At 69.8% G+C, this 13,389-nt stretch carries 12 protein-coding genes and 4 pseudogenes; 9 read left to right on the top strand and 7 right to left on the bottom strand.

Going from position 1 to position 13,389, the window contains the following annotated elements:
* Positions 1-257: 257 nt before the first annotated feature.
* The 3 genes and pseudogenes from H1D24_RS44230 (at position 258) to H1D24_RS43060 (ending at position 1,466) form a co-directional block, all read left to right on the top strand.
* A complete protein-coding gene (locus H1D24_RS44230) occupies positions 258-494 on the top strand; it encodes a DUF4982 domain-containing protein (RefSeq protein WP_374064465.1) in 237 nt (78 codons plus the stop codon).
* 205 nt (positions 495-699) lie between these two features.
* Positions 700-1,284: pseudogene (locus tag H1D24_RS43065) on the top strand (chromate transporter).
* A complete protein-coding gene (locus H1D24_RS43060; protein ID WP_258564546.1) occupies positions 1,281-1,466 on the top strand; it encodes a hypothetical protein in 186 nt (61 codons plus the stop codon). The pseudogene H1D24_RS43065 and the gene H1D24_RS43060 overlap by 4 nt, the downstream one beginning before the upstream one ends.
* 15 nt (positions 1,467-1,481) lie before the next feature.
* Here the strand turns inward: H1D24_RS43060 and H1D24_RS34735 are convergent, their stop codons facing one another.
* Positions 1,482-3,533: a PQQ-binding-like beta-propeller repeat protein gene (locus H1D24_RS34735; protein WP_181661717.1), complete on the bottom strand. Its 2,052-nt coding sequence runs from the start codon at positions 3,531-3,533 to the stop codon at positions 1,482-1,484.
* Between the two features lie 377 nt (positions 3,534-3,910).
* On the opposite strand from H1D24_RS34735, the gene H1D24_RS34730 reads away from it, so the two are divergent.
* Positions 3,911-4,096, top strand: coding sequence for a hypothetical protein (locus H1D24_RS34730; RefSeq protein ID WP_181661716.1), 186 nt, complete (start codon positions 3,911-3,913; stop codon positions 4,094-4,096).
* A 143-nt stretch (positions 4,097-4,239) separates the two neighbouring features.
* On the opposite strand, the pseudogene H1D24_RS44225 reads toward H1D24_RS34730, so the two are convergent.
* The 3 genes and pseudogenes from H1D24_RS44225 to H1D24_RS43055 form a co-directional block, all read right to left on the bottom strand.
* Positions 4,240-4,470, bottom strand: a pseudogene (locus tag H1D24_RS44225) (integrase core domain-containing protein); the annotation flags it as partial.
* A gap of 304 nt (positions 4,471-4,774) precedes the next feature.
* The gene (locus H1D24_RS44220) at positions 4,775-5,008 is read right to left on the bottom strand and encodes a hypothetical protein (RefSeq protein ID WP_374064464.1); all 234 of its coding nucleotides are present in this window, start codon (positions 5,006-5,008) and stop codon (positions 4,775-4,777) included.
* A 12-nt stretch (positions 5,009-5,020) separates the two neighbouring features.
* On the bottom strand, positions 5,021-5,152 hold the full coding sequence (locus H1D24_RS43055) for a hypothetical protein (RefSeq protein WP_258564545.1): 132 nt from the start codon (positions 5,150-5,152) through the stop codon (positions 5,021-5,023).
* A gap of 327 nt (positions 5,153-5,479) precedes the next feature.
* Between H1D24_RS43055 and H1D24_RS34720 the strand changes: the two genes are divergently transcribed.
* From H1D24_RS34720 to H1D24_RS34705, 4 genes and pseudogenes are all read left to right on the top strand, one after another.
* Entirely contained in the window at positions 5,480-5,914 is a 435-nt protein-coding gene (locus H1D24_RS34720) for a zinc ribbon domain-containing protein (protein WP_181661715.1), read from the top strand.
* 111 nt (positions 5,915-6,025) lie between these two features.
* A pseudogene (locus tag H1D24_RS43050) lies at positions 6,026-7,112 on the top strand (CaiB/BaiF CoA transferase family protein); the annotation flags it as partial.
* Positions 7,113-7,159: 47 nt separating this feature from the next.
* Positions 7,160-8,060 (top strand): annotated as a pseudogene (locus tag H1D24_RS43045) (electron transfer flavoprotein subunit alpha/FixB family protein).
* A gap of 69 nt (positions 8,061-8,129) precedes the next feature.
* The gene (locus tag H1D24_RS34705; protein ID WP_181661714.1) at positions 8,130-8,660 is read left to right on the top strand and encodes an SRPBCC family protein; all 531 of its coding nucleotides are present in this window, start codon (positions 8,130-8,132) and stop codon (positions 8,658-8,660) included.
* A 283-nt stretch (positions 8,661-8,943) separates the two neighbouring features.
* On the opposite strand, the gene H1D24_RS34700 is transcribed toward H1D24_RS34705, so the two are convergent.
* Positions 8,944-9,438, bottom strand: a complete 495-nt coding sequence (locus H1D24_RS34700) for a flavin reductase family protein (RefSeq protein WP_181661713.1) — start codon at positions 9,436-9,438, stop codon at positions 8,944-8,946.
* Positions 9,435-10,619: an acyl-CoA dehydrogenase family protein gene (locus H1D24_RS34695; protein WP_181661712.1), complete on the bottom strand. Its 1,185-nt coding sequence runs from the start codon at positions 10,617-10,619 to the stop codon at positions 9,435-9,437. Before H1D24_RS34695 ends, H1D24_RS34700 begins: the two co-directional genes overlap by 4 nt.
* A 554-nt stretch (positions 10,620-11,173) precedes the next feature.
* On the opposite strand from H1D24_RS34695, the gene H1D24_RS34690 reads away from it, so the two are divergent.
* Complete coding sequence (locus H1D24_RS34690; RefSeq protein ID WP_181661711.1) at positions 11,174-12,124, top strand: AraC-like ligand-binding domain-containing protein; 951 nt, start codon at positions 11,174-11,176, stop codon at positions 12,122-12,124.
* Between the two features lie 377 nt (positions 12,125-12,501).
* On the opposite strand, the gene H1D24_RS34685 is transcribed toward H1D24_RS34690, so the two are convergent.
* Complete coding sequence (locus tag H1D24_RS34685; protein ID WP_181661710.1) at positions 12,502-13,368, bottom strand: 3-hydroxybutyryl-CoA dehydrogenase; 867 nt, start codon at positions 13,366-13,368, stop codon at positions 12,502-12,504.
* Positions 13,369-13,389: the final 21 nt, after the last annotated feature.

The raw sequence follows: 13,389 nt of genomic DNA, 5'->3' as shown, positions 1-13,389 counted from the left end.
CGCAGCGACGGCCCCTGACCGTCGAGCAGAGGCCGAGACCGTCGGCATCCACCTGTGGACCGCCCTGCATGGCCAACTGGTTCTGTGGCACACCCTTCCCGGCCGCTACACCGACAGCGAAGCCATTCTGATCGAGCTGGAACAGTCCTTGCTGCACCGGCTGCTGCCTGCACCGGACCCCCAGCGATCAGCCCCCGAGGCTCGACGCCGCACACGGCCTGGGAGGCTCGTGAGAACGTCGCACCCCGACCTTCTACATCACCAGCCGCCGCTGGACCCAGCGAACCGATGCCACCACCGAGCTGAAGGTCTACTCCAACGCGGACGAGGTCACCGCGACCCTCAACGGCACGTCCCTGGGGACTCTGAGCAGCAGCGACCGCATTTTCAGGCGGGCCAACGTCACACTGAAGCGGGGGCAGAACACCGTGGCGGTGACCGCGACCATCGACGGCTCCACGTACACCGATAGCGTCGATTGGACACTCGCCTGAGGACCTCATCCCTCGGTAGCGCCTGTTCCTCGAGCGAGACAGGCGCTACAGGGGAGGCATCTTGGTTCGTCCGGCTGTGTCCGAAGTCGCACGGCGGCGCATGCACTTCGTGCGCCGGCCTCAGATCAGACACCTGGAGGTCCACCGACGAGACCGCCTCGGAGGAACCCTGCACGAGTACCAACATGCCGCCTGAGCAGGCCGGATGGTTAATCGGCACCCGCAGATCTTGCAGCGCAGCGCCGCGTTCTCGTGCCGCAACGCCAAGACCTCTGCATCCTTGGTCACGCGGCTGCGCAGTACGGCAGCGGGCACCGTGATCAGATTCGGACCAGCGCGGTCACGATCGGCAGTGGCATCGAAGGATCATCCCAGGCGCCGTGGAGGCCGCTGCTCCGCGCGGAGAAGCTGCAGGCCAGACCCAGAATCGTATGTCAGAGCGGGACAGGGGGCTCTGGCGTGGGTGGCGTTCAAGGTGGGGGCGCTGGCGTACGGCGGCGGCTTTGTGATCATCCCGCTGATGCAGGCCGACGCGGTCGACAACTACCACTGGATGACCGACGGGCAGTTCCTCAACGCCGTGGCGCTGGGCCAGATCACGCCCGGGCCGGTGGTGCAGACGGTCGCCGTGGTCGGTTAAGCGGCGGCCGGAGTCGGGGGCGGACTGCTGGCTGCCTTCGCCGCCTTCGCCCCCTCGGTCGCGCTGGTGATCGCCGGAGCACCGCGGTTCGACCAGATCCGGTCCAATCCGCGCGTGCAAGCGTTCCTCAACGGCGCCGGTCCACGGTGATCGGTGCGATCGCCGGTTCCGCGATCCCGCTGGCGTTGGCCATGCGGCACGAGTGGCAGTACGGAGTGCTGGCCCTCGCCGCCCTCTGGCTGCTTGCCGCGCGCCGAGGCGTCGTCAGGGCCCTGCTCGGAGCTGGTGTCCTGGGCGCGGTGGCGGGCCTGGTGGGCTGGCCCTTGACGTGACCACCGCGGTCGGTTCTAGCCGGTGACGGCCGTGACGTGTGTGAGCTCGTCCGTAGTGCACAGCACGAGGGCCGTACCGGAGACCTTGTCGGCGAGCAGTTCTCGCTCCCCGGCGCAGGGCTGCTGGGCGACATCGGTGGAGCCGATAACTCGTACGGGTTCCTTGCCCCGCGCGTCGTCGGGGTCGTTGTAGGGGTCGGCCAGGGTGACGAGGGTTCCGGAGTGTGTGAGGGTCAGTATCGGCTCGTAGAGCTCCCTGCGCCCGGTCTCCCGCTGTCTGCGCCGGTCCTCGAAGAGCACGTCGTTGTTGTCCGCCAGGCCGACGACCGGGTCGCCGCGCTTGGGGACCACGGTCCACCACGGCTCGAAATCGTCGCCGCTGAGCATCTTCACGGTGTCCCCCCATACCTCCAGCAGATGGTGGACCCCCTCGCTGCTGATGAACGTAGCGTCGGGCGCCGAATCTGCCACTGGCGACCTCACCCACTTCCCGTCCAGCGCGATCGCCTCGTCCGAGAGGTGGATCCGTGCCCGGTACGCCTTACCGGCGCACTCCCACTCCGTCTCCACCAAGGTGGTGACCGAGGCCGACACCAGGCGCAAGGGGCCGCTCCGGCAGCCCCGAGGAGGATCGGGAACGGGCGTTTCTGCCCGGGAAAGTAGCGGTTGCAGGGGCGGAAGCCGGTATTCCGGGCGTCGGTTCGCTTGCAGGTCTTCCGGGGCCTCGGGCTCGGGAAGGATGGCGACGGCGGAGTGGTCCGCACAGTCGTCCATGAGCAGCTGCCCGGATTCGGGCTCGTTGCGGTAATAGCCGATGAGATGGGTGCAGGTTCCGTACCTGCGGGCGGCCCAGGCCACAGGCTCGGCATCGCTGCGCCGTACGGCCACGATCCCGTCCTCCTGGGCCGTCAGATGCGCGTAATCCGCCTCGGCCAGGCCGACGAGCCGCGGCAGCGGATGCTCCTGAGGGACCGGTGTGATGAAGTGCCATGCCCCCTCACGGGCCCGTGGGAGCACCGAACCGCCCCGCACCTGCCCCGTGTAGGCGTCGACGGCCAGCAGGGCGGTGCCGATCAACACCAGCACGGAGCACCCTTCGCCGACCGCCACCTGGCTCAGCGCCGCGGTGTCCTGACGGCGCACGGCGAGGGACCACCGTCGGCTGCCGTCCCGCGTGTCGTACCCCGCAACTACGGAATGCTGCTCCGACTCCTCCAGCGCGACGAGCGTGCCGCGCGCCCGATCGCCGCGGCCGCACATGCTGAGGGCCACCGGCCCCTTGAAGCCGTGCCGCCACGCCACGCGGTCCGGCCGCTGCGACAAGTGGTCGAACCGCTCCTTCCCGTCCCATTCGAAGGAGCCGTCGTCGAGACTGCCCTCCGGCACCGGCGCGGAGTCGGCGAGCTGCCCCCACCAGGGCCCGAACGCATCCATCCGCACACGCTGGAGCCCGCTCGCTCCCGCGGCGGTGCCCGCCCCCAGCAACCCGCCCACGAGCACTCCGGCCAGCCCGGCCGCCATCATCCGGCGGGCGTGCCGCCGCATCGAGTCCCCGGTCACATACGGACGTACGTGCTCCTCGGGAGCCGGTTCCGGACGTCGGCGGCGGACCAGCACCACCCCGCACAGCATCACCACCACGGCAGCGGCAAGGGCACAGGCGAGCGGAGCGGCCGGCGGCTCGGCCGCGTACAGCCTGTGCCACTCCTCAGACGGAACGTCCTCGAACCAGGGCCGGGCACGGATCTGATCGTCCGTCCGCCCGTCCAGGACGACCTTCTCGCGCGGCCAGGCCAGAAAGCTCACGACGCCCGCCACCACGGCAGCGCCGCCGGTCGCCCCGGCCCACGCCGTGTACCTCCGTTCCCCTAACCCCGCCACCAACAGCACCACCGCGCCCACCAGCGGACCCCACACCCACCACGGCGCGCGCCCGAAGCCCTCGTCCAACCACGGGGTCCACGGGGCGGCGACAGCGACGGCGGCAAGCGCTACGGTGGCCGCGAGGACGAACGGCCCCCAACCTTGGCCTTGTTGTGACTGCTCCGCCCGTATCTTCTCGACCATACGGTTTCCCCCTTGGAGCAGGTTAGCCGGGAACGCCCCATTCCGGGACGGGGTGGATGAAAGCGCTTGTCCACGAGAACTTCGGCCCGCCCAACGTCCTCGAACTCAGGGAGGTCGAGAAGCCGGTCCGGAGGCGAGGAGATTCTGGCCGGGTTCCACGCCTCCGCGGTGACCGCGGAGGACAGCGCCGCCCGCTGCGGCAAGCCGCTCTCCGCGCGCGCCACCCGCGCCAGACCGCTGCGGCGAGTAACAGCCGCCCGGTCCAGGTAGAGGCGACGTTCCAGTCCGCCCCCGCGCGGCGCACCCCCGGGCCGCGCGCGACGGCTCGCGAGGGGGCGAGGCGGCGGTCAATGTGATGGTCGCCGACCGTGGCGGGCTTGGTCGAGCAAGGCATCCAGGCATGCGTTCAGCTGCTCCAGGTCGCCGGCCGGCGTCGGGAAGCTCAGCCGAACATCGTGATCCCAGCCGGGCGACTCAAGCCGCAGGACAATGCCGAGCCGGTCGAGCCTGTGGGGCTCGAATATTCATCGCTGCACGTCACGCCGCATATCGGTACTCGTTGATGACACCGCCGAGGACTCGGGTGCGACGGATGCGGCGGGGGTCGAGAATGTGGACCGGGGCTGGCTGCGCTGGGGCGTCGTAGTTGGTTCCGGGCCCGGTGCGGACGATGCTGGTTGTAGTGCCGCTGGTACTCGGTCAGAGCCCGGTGGGCATGGGCCTCGTTCAGGATCAGGACATTGTCGAGGACCTCTCGGCGGAGGGTCCCGATGACCCTTTCACAGCGGGCATTCGCCCTCGGTGCTCGTGGTGGCGTCTTCAGGATTTCGATGTCCTCGGCCTGGAAGACGGCGTCGAAGCTCTCGGTGTATTTGGAGTCGCGGTCTCGGATGAGAAACCGCAGCGACTCGAGGCGGATGCCGCGGTCGCAGGCCACGTTCCTGGCTTGCTGGGCGGCCCAGGCGGCGGTGGGATGGGCGGTGACGCCGGCAATGTGGAGGCGGCGGGTACCGTGTTCGAGGAACACCAGCGCGTACAGGCGCTCGAGCCCAATGGTGTCGTTATGCAGGAAGTCGGCTGCGATGATGCTCTCGGCCTGGGAGGTGAGGAACTCGCGCCAGGTCGGCCCGTGGCGGCGTGGGGGCCGGGTCGATGCCCGCGGCGTGGAGAATCTCCCAGACTGTGGAGGCGGCGATTGGGTAGCCGAGCCGGGCGAGTTCGCCCTGGATCCTGCGGTGCCCCTAGCGGCTGTTCTCCCTGGCCAGGCGCATTACCAGCTTCTTCACCACGGCTCGGGTCGGCGGCCGACCCGGGGTGGTGCGCCGCCTGCTGTAGTCCCATTTTTTGGCGACGAGCTTGCGGTGCCAGGCCAGGAGCGTCCCCGGCGTGATGGGGAAGACCTGTGCCCACCGCCGCCGGGGTATGAGTGAGGACAGCGCTGCCAGCCACAGCCGGTCCGCAGGCTGGTAGCGCACGGGGCTGTGGAGTTAGCGGCGCAGCACGGCGTTCTCGTGCCGCAGCACCAGCAGCTCCGCGTCCTTCGAAGTCTCTCGGCGCAGCAGCACCGTTGGGACCGAGAGCAGTCGACGGGTCACGTTGTAGAGGAGCGACGCGATCATCTCGGGATGATCCCAGAACGACGGGCTGGAGCCGGAAGCTCTCGACCAGCAACGATGAATAAACGAGCCCAACACGATGTGGCGGCGGATGTCGTCGAACCGGCGCACGCCGTGGGCGGCGTCGCGCAGGACCGCAACTCCGACGACGCCGAACGTGAGAGTAGCGCAGGGAAACCACCTCTGACCTCAGCGAATGGAACGCATTCCGCGCACAAAGATGCGTCAGCTCGTCGTTGACCGGCGATCCGCGGCAGCGCCAGGGTGGTGAAGCCATATCGGATTCCGATCGCCCGTTTCCGGTCGCCGAACTGAGTGCAGGAGGCCGTGATGCTCCAGACAGACAGCTGTGAACACACCGAGTTCCGGGAAGACCACGACGCGGCTACCGCCGCCACGACCGCACCCGCCGATCCGACCGCACCGGCGGTCTGCGGCGAACTGCTCTTCCAGCGCTGCCTCTGGTGCGGCACTCCGGCCTATCGCCGTTCGTTCTGCCGTGCTTGCGGGTCCACGGCCTTCAAACGGGAGCGCAGCACGGGCGCCGGGGTCCTCGTTCGCCGCAACGGCCATGCCCCGCACCACACCTGGCTCGTCGCGATGGACGAGGGATTCACCCTGGTCTGCGAGGTCGCCACGACGGGGCCGGTCGTGGTCGCGGTCGGAGCGAGGGTGCGTGTCGTGCGGGCCGTCGCTCCCCTCGCTCAGGGACTTCCCGTCGTCGAACTCACCTACCGAGCAACGTCTTTGGAGCGCTGGTGGTGACGGGAAACGGCTCCGGCGAAGGCACGTTCGCGTAGGCGGAACGATCAGAGAGGAGGGTGCGTGGGCACCCAGTACAACGCGCCGGGCGGATGGGCCGGCGCAGTCGACGGAGTGGGGCGGGGCGCGCTGGACGGTCTGCGTATCGCCGACTTCTCCCGGGTTCTCGCGGGGCCTATGCCACCATGCTCCTCGCCGACCTCGGCGCCGACGTGGTGAAGGTGGAGCGGCCGGGGATCGGGGACGACACCCGGGCCTGGCACCCTCCGGCGGACCACGACGGAACTTCGACCTATTTCCTGAGCGTCAACCGGAACAAGAGGTCCGTCGTCCTGGATCTGACGACCACGCGGGGCTCGAACAGGCCCGTGCCCTGATCGCCGAGTCCGACGTCCTGGTGGAGAACTTCCGCCCCGGCACGATGGAGCGGCTGGGGCTCGGCCATCAGGAGCTCCGTGCCCGGCACCCGGGGCTGATCTACTGCTCGATCAGCGGTTTCGGTAGCGGCGCGGGCGCCGCGATCCCCGGATACGACCTGCTCGTGCAGGCCGTCGGCGGCCTGATGAGCGTGACCGGGGACGTGCACGGGGAGCCGGTGAAGGCAGGCGTGGCCCTGGTCGATGTGATCACCGGACTGCACGCTTCGCTCGGCATCCTGGCGGCCCTCCGGCACCGGGACGCCACCGGCGAGGGGCAGCTCGTGGAGGTGAACCTGCTCGGCTCGCTGCTGTCGGCCATGGTCGACCAGGCGTCGGCATGCGCCGTCGCCGGTGTCGTGCCGGGGCGCATGGGCAACGCGCACCCGAGCATCGCCCCGTACGAGACCCTCCTGACCGCCGATCGTCCGCTCGCCCTCGCGGTCGGCAACGACCGGCAGTTCGCGGCGCTCACCGAGGTCCTCGGGGATCCCGGCCTCGCTCTCGACGACCGCTTCCGCACCAATTCCGACCGGGTCGCCCACCGCGCCGAACTGCGGGACATCCTGACCAAGCGGCTCAGCGCCGCAGGCGCCGACCACTGGTCGACCGTCCTGCTGGCCGCCGGGGTGCCCGCGGGACCGGTCAACACCCTCGACGAGGCCTTCGCCTTCGCCCAGAACCTCGGCCTTCCCGGCATCGTCGACATCCCCGCCGCAGCGGCCGGCGGAGAAGGCGGCAGGCCCTCCCGCCAGGTCGCGCACCCCATCGCGCTGAGTTCGTCCTCGTCGACCACGACGGGGATAGTGTCCACAAGTCCACGTACGAACTCCTGGCTGCCGCACGGCGGCTTGGGTGACCCGGCCGCCGTCGTCGTGGGAACCCCCGGCACCGCAGCACGCCTCAAGGAGTCCCTCGCCTGCCACGGCGCCACAAGCGTCTACGCGGCGGAATCCGCCGAGGCGGGCGAGTTTCTCGTCACGCCCGCCGTCGACGCCCTGGAACTCGCGGTTCGGGAAGCCTCTCCCGCCGCCGTTCTGGTCTCCGCGACGACGGACGGCAGGGAGGTGGCCGGGCGTCTCGCCGCGCGACTGGACGCGGGGCCGCTGATCGACGCGGTCGACCTGGAGGCCTCCGGTGTGGCCACGCAGATCGTCTTCGGCGGGTCGTACACCGTGCGCTCCGAGGTCACCCACAGCACGCCCGTGCTCACTCTGCGGCCGGGCGCCTTCGAGCCGGAGGAAAACCCTGTGGAGGCCGTGGAGCGGGAGCTCGCGCTGCCGTCGATCGACCCTGCGGCATCCGCCCGCATCACCGCCCGGCGCGCCGCGCTCGCGGGCGACCGTCCCGCCCTCACCGAGGCGACCGTCGTCGTCTCCGGCGGGCGCGGTGTCGGAGGAGCGGACGGCTTCAAGGTGGTGGAGGAACTGGCCGACGCCCTGGGAGGTGCGGTGGGCGCCTCGCGTGCCGCGGTCGACGCCGGCTATTACCCGCACCAGTACCAGGTCGGGCAGACCGGTAAATCCGTCTCCCCGCAGCTGTACATCGCCCTGGGCATCTCCGGTGCCATCCAGCACGTCGCCGGGATGCAGACCTCCAAGACGATCGTGGCGGTCAACAAGGACCCGGAGGCGCCCATCTTCGGCCTCGCCGACTACGGCGTCGTGGGCGACCTGTTCGCGGTGGCTCCCCAGCTCACGCAGGAAGTGGCCGCCCGCCGCGGACTCAGCTGACGTGGTTGCAGCCTGAGAGGTTCTTTGAGGTCCGGACCGTCCGGTCCGGACCAAGAGGAGAGGAACACCGTGCGGTTTTCCGAGGGACCGAGGGTCTGCTGTGACGTCTATGTCGAGGCGGCCCCCTCGCGGGTGTGGGACCTGGTGACGGACATCGGTGTGCCAGCCTGCCTAAGCGGTGAATTGCAGCATACGGAGTGGCTCGACGGCGCGGAGGGGCCCGCGGTGGGGGCGCGTTTCGCGGGGTACAACCGCCATCGGATGGTCGGCGAGTGGCAGACCGTCTCGTACGTCGTCCAGCTGGAGGAACAGCGGGTATTCGGCTGGGCGGTAGTCGATCCGGACGGCCGATACGGTGACCCGGCCCCGGACCTCGCGAAGCCCCTGGCCACCTGGCGCTTCGAGATCGAGCCGGAGGGGACCGGCAGCAGGCTGAGGCAGTTCGCCCGGATAGGGCCGGGCCGCTCCGGGATCAACCTGGCAATCGACCGTACGCCGGAGCGGGAGGAGCAGATCGTGGCCTTCCGGCTCACCGAGCTGCGCGCGAACATGGAAGCCACCTTGCGCGGCATCAAGGCGCTTGCCGAAGAAGCCGACTAGCCGGGTCACCCGGCGCCGATCACGACCGGCGCCGGGCCGCGACGCCTGACGCAGGCGGAGGCAACCGGACGAAGCTCTCGCAGTGGTTACCCGCAGCGGCGCCCGCCCCACAGCGCGCCGGGCGCCGCTCCCTCCCGAGAGACCGTGGACTCGGCGGCCAGGACGAAGCGGTCGCGGCGGCTCTCGAGGATTCGCGCAGGATGCCGGCGAGGGAGCTCCTCGACCCCCGTTCCATGCACGTCGGGGACCGGGAGCTCCCGTGGCGGCTATCGGCTCAATCGGCTCAGACGACGGCCAGGCGCCGGAACTTACTGTTGTGGAAGACCAGTGGTTCCCGGTCCGGTTCGACCTTCAGGCCCTGGATCTCCAGCAGGACGATCGTGTGGTCGCCCCCGGGAAGCTCGGCGTGCACCGAGCAGTCCAGCCAGAGGCTGGCACCGTGGATGTACACGCTGCCGTTCTCGGCGGCTTCCCAGTCGACGCTCGCGAACCGGTCCCCCTCCTTGCTGGCCAGCGTCCTGCAGACCGTGTCCTGTCCCTCGGTGAGCACGCTCACGCCCAGGCGGTCCCGCTCGCGCAGCCTGGGCCACGTCGCCGAGCTGTCCTGCATGCAGACCGAGACCAGGGCGGGTGACAGCGAGACCGGGGTGAAGGTGCTCGCGACCATGCCCACCGGAGAGCCGGAATCAAGTGCGCACAGGGCTGTCACCCCGGACGGGAAGCAGCCGAAAGCCCGGCGCAGTTCGAGGGGATCCGTCGTCGTGTCCAGCGGGCTCATCGGGCATCCCCCTGCCCCGACAGGACCGCGCCCAGCTTCCGCAGCGAGCCGTTGTTGCCGGCCACGTGCTGGGAGACGCAGCGGACGTCGCGCCAGCGACGCTGCATCGGGTTGGAGCTGTAGAGCCCCGCGCTGCCCGACAGCGTCATGACCTCGTTGAGGATCCGGATGCCCTCGTGGTGGATGTGCTGGTGGCCGCCGGTGTAGCTGAACCACTCGAGCGAGGTGGGCTCCTCACCCGCGAGCGCCCGGTCCATGACGACGCGGCCGGTCTGCTCCAACAGGGCGTTCAGTGCCGCCGTGCGCAGGTGCAGCTCGGCGAACTTCTCCTGGAACACCGGGTCCTCACCGATGACCACCCTGGGATTGAACGCCGGCCGCTTGGCGGCGGCCAGTTCGGCGAGATCGTCCAGCGCGCCCTCCAGGCAGCCGAGGATGACGGCGTCGTGCGAGGCACCGGTGGCGGTGTACGGCAGGCCGTAGAAAGGAGCGGGGATGTTGTTGTCACCCACCAGCGGGCCCGTGAAGCGCTCGGGCACGAAGACGTCGTCCATCGTGAAGTCGGTGCTCTGCGTGGCACGCAGGCCCACGGCCTCCCAGGTGTCGAGGAACGTGACCTGCTCAGGACGGATCAGCGCGACGCGCATGTCCGGGCGCCCGTCCGGCAGCGGGGGCGCACCCTCGACCACGAATCCCGCGAGCATCCAGTCCGGGGTGAACGAGCCACTGGCCAGCGGCCAGCGGCCACTGAGCCGGTAGCCGCCTTCCACCGGCGTCGCCTTCCCCTTCGGGGCGATCGCCCCACGGAGCATCAGGTCGGCGCCGTCGCCGAAGACCTCTTTCTCAAGCGTCTCCTGGGGCAGCGACCGCACGAAGAACCACGCCATCGAGGCCGCCTGAACGGTCCAGCCGGTCGAACCGTCGGCTCGTGAGATCTCCTGGACCACCCGAGCGGCGTCCACCAGGTCGAGCTGCTCGCCGCCCCAGGCCTTGGGCAGGGCCATCCGGAACACACCGGCCTCGCGCAGGGCGGTGATGATCTCCGCGGGGACTGCCCGGGCGGCCTCGGCCTCGGCAGAGCGCGCCGCGATCTCGGGCAGGTGTGCCCGGACGCGGCCGAGCACGCTGCTGCTGTCGTTCCCCTGGTCCTGGGACGAGGTGGGCTCAAGCAATGTCGTCATGGTTGGTCTCCACATCGGACGAGCAGGTTGTTCTGCTCGTCATTCAGGTCTTGAATCGCGTTGTGTGTTCGGGCGCTGGCCCCCAAGCGACCCTTGTCCCCTGAGTCGGCGGCCTGTTCGGCCGTCGTATCGGCATGGCTGGTCAAGACGTCGGGTCAGGGACCGCGCATTCAGCGGGGCAATGGGCGTCCCCGGTGGCCGTCCGCCCAGCGGCCGTTGCGGGGTGGGGTGTGGTCGTGCTCGTCCTGCACGGACCTCGCCGATGCCTCCTGCTCACTGCCCCGAATGATTGGGCCGAGGCAGCATGTTCCGCTTGTGTTTGGGAGCCCAGGTATTTGGCTGGTTGAGAACTGCTCCCGGGTGGCAGCGATGGCCTACCGTCACGCTCTCGGCGGCGACATCCTGGCATCCGTACTGATCACGGCGGCACGACGGCCGTGTGATCTCCGACAAGGGTGGTTCCGGATCGCTCGCGGGGACTTAAACTCCACGCAAAGGAGGAGGGCTGGCCGAGCCGGTCTCCTCGGGGGCAGAATCCGCCAGAGGAGAGCCGCATGCCCCACATAACGACGCCGAACGACGGCACCACCACCCGAAGACTGGAAAGCTGGCGGGAAGCCGTCAGCCAGAACCTCGTGCCCCTGGAGGTCCTGCCGCGCGAATGTGCCGACTTCCGCGCCTCACTGCAGTCCGCGCAGATCGGCCCGGTACAGATGTCGGCCATCACGGCCGAACCGCACACCGTCGCGCGCACGCGGCGGCACATCGGATCCGACGCGCCCGACTTCTTCCAGGTCACATTGCAGCTCACCGGGAACGGTGTACTCACCCAGAGGGACCGCCAAGCCCGGTTGGGGCCGGGGGAGTTGGTGATCTACGACACTCGCCATCCCTTCACCTACGACCTCGATCAGACCCACAGCGGCCTCGTGGTGATGTTCCCGCGTCCCATGCTGCAGTTGACGGAACGTGATCTGGCGCGGGTGACGGCGACTCCGGTGTCGTGCCACGACGGGCTCGGCCTGGTGGTGCGCCCCTTCCTGTACGAGCTGGCGCGGCAGGTGGAACACCTGGAGTCCCGCGGTACGTCCCGGCTCGCCGACAACGTGGTCGGCCTGATCGGCACCATGCTCGCGGAGCACGTCGGCGCGGACCGGGCAGCCGGGGACGACGGCCCGGGCCTGCTCACCCAGCGCATCCTCGTCTACATGGAGCAGCGACTCGCCGACCCCGGGCTGAGCCCCGAGGGGATCGCGGCCGCCCACCGCATCTCCCGCCGCTATCTGTACAAGTTGCTGGCCGAAGAGGGATACACCGTCTCGGGCTGGATCCGGGAGCACCGTCTCGCCCGGTGCCGGCGTGATCTCGCCGATCCGTCCATGGACCACCTTCCGGTCGGCGTCATCGGCGGGTGCTGGGGTTTCGCCGACCCGGCCCACTTCAGCCACGCCTTCAAGGCGGCTTACGGCATGAGCCCCCGGGAGGCGCGCGCCGCCCGTCGATGACGTTCTGGTGGTGTTCCGCAGCGACGAGGTGAGCCTGCGCGAGGCCCATGTCGGCGGCGCCGGTCTTCCACGGCGCTGACCCGCGCCTGGCCGATCTGTGCGGCACCGGCCTGAGACGGCCGACTTGATGCAAGCGCGTCTGGGCGCACCCCGAGTCGCTCACCGGCCGGCCAGCTGCGGGACATGCGGCGGCCGACGCAGCGTCCTGAGACCCGGACGGCAATGCTTCGTCCTGCTCGCCCTGACGACGGCTGCCCTCCGCACCTGGATGCTGCTGCCGCCGTTCCTGGCCCCGGGGTGCCGGCGACGGCGATTGCGGTGACGACGGTGGACGTACGGCGCCCGGGAGCGCGAGACACCGCTGTGGCCGCGGGCCCTCAGGCCGCCTGGTAGTTGAAGAACCCCTGTCCCGACTTCCGGCCCAGCAGTCCCGACTCGACCATGCGGCGCAGCAGCGGGGGAGGGGCGTACAGCGGTTCCCGGTACTCCTCGTACAGCGCCTCGCCTATCGCCACCACCGTGTCCAGGCCGATGAGGTCGGCGAGGCGCAGCGGACCCATCGGGTGGGCGCAGCCCGCCGTCATGCCTGTGTCGATGTCCTCCGCCGTTGCCATGCCGGTGCCGACCATCCGTACCGCGGCCAACAGGAACGGCACCAGAAGGGAGTTGACCACGAAGCCGGCGCGGTCCTGCGCCAGGATCGTCTTCTTGCCCAGGATCTCGCCCGCGAAGGCACGTACCCGTAGTTCCGTGGCCTTCGACGTGTGCAGCGAGGGGATGACCTCGACCAGTGGCATGACGGGGACGGGGTTGAAGAAGTGCAGGCCGACCACCGACTCCGGACGCCGGGTCGCGGCGGCGAGCCGGGCGATGGGGATCGAGGACGTGTTGCTGGCCAGGACGGCGGCCGGGTCGGTGACCACCTCGTCCAGCTGCCGGAACAGCGCCGTCTTCGCCTGTTCGTCCTCGACCGCCGCCTCGATGACGAGGTCCGCACCGGACAGGCGGGAGAGATCGGCGGTGACCGAGACCCCGGCCAGGGCATGTGCGCGGTCTTCCGGGGTGATGGTGCCGCGTTGCTCCGCCTTGAGCAGGGAGTCCGCCACGCCCGCCAGCCCGGCACGGGCCCTGTCCTCGGTCACGTCGCACAACGTGACATGCACCCCGGCACGGGCGCAGACCTCGGTTATGCCCCGGCCCATCTGCCCGGCGCCGATGACGCCCACGTGCTTGATCGATGTCATGAGTTACTCCGCCTGTCCCTC

It is taken from the genome of Streptomyces himalayensis subsp. himalayensis, assembly GCF_013778455.1.
GTDB classification, from domain to species: domain Bacteria; phylum Actinomycetota; class Actinomycetes; order Streptomycetales; family Streptomycetaceae; genus Streptomyces; species Streptomyces himalayensis.
This window is presented reverse-complemented; position numbering and strand designations above follow the sequence as displayed.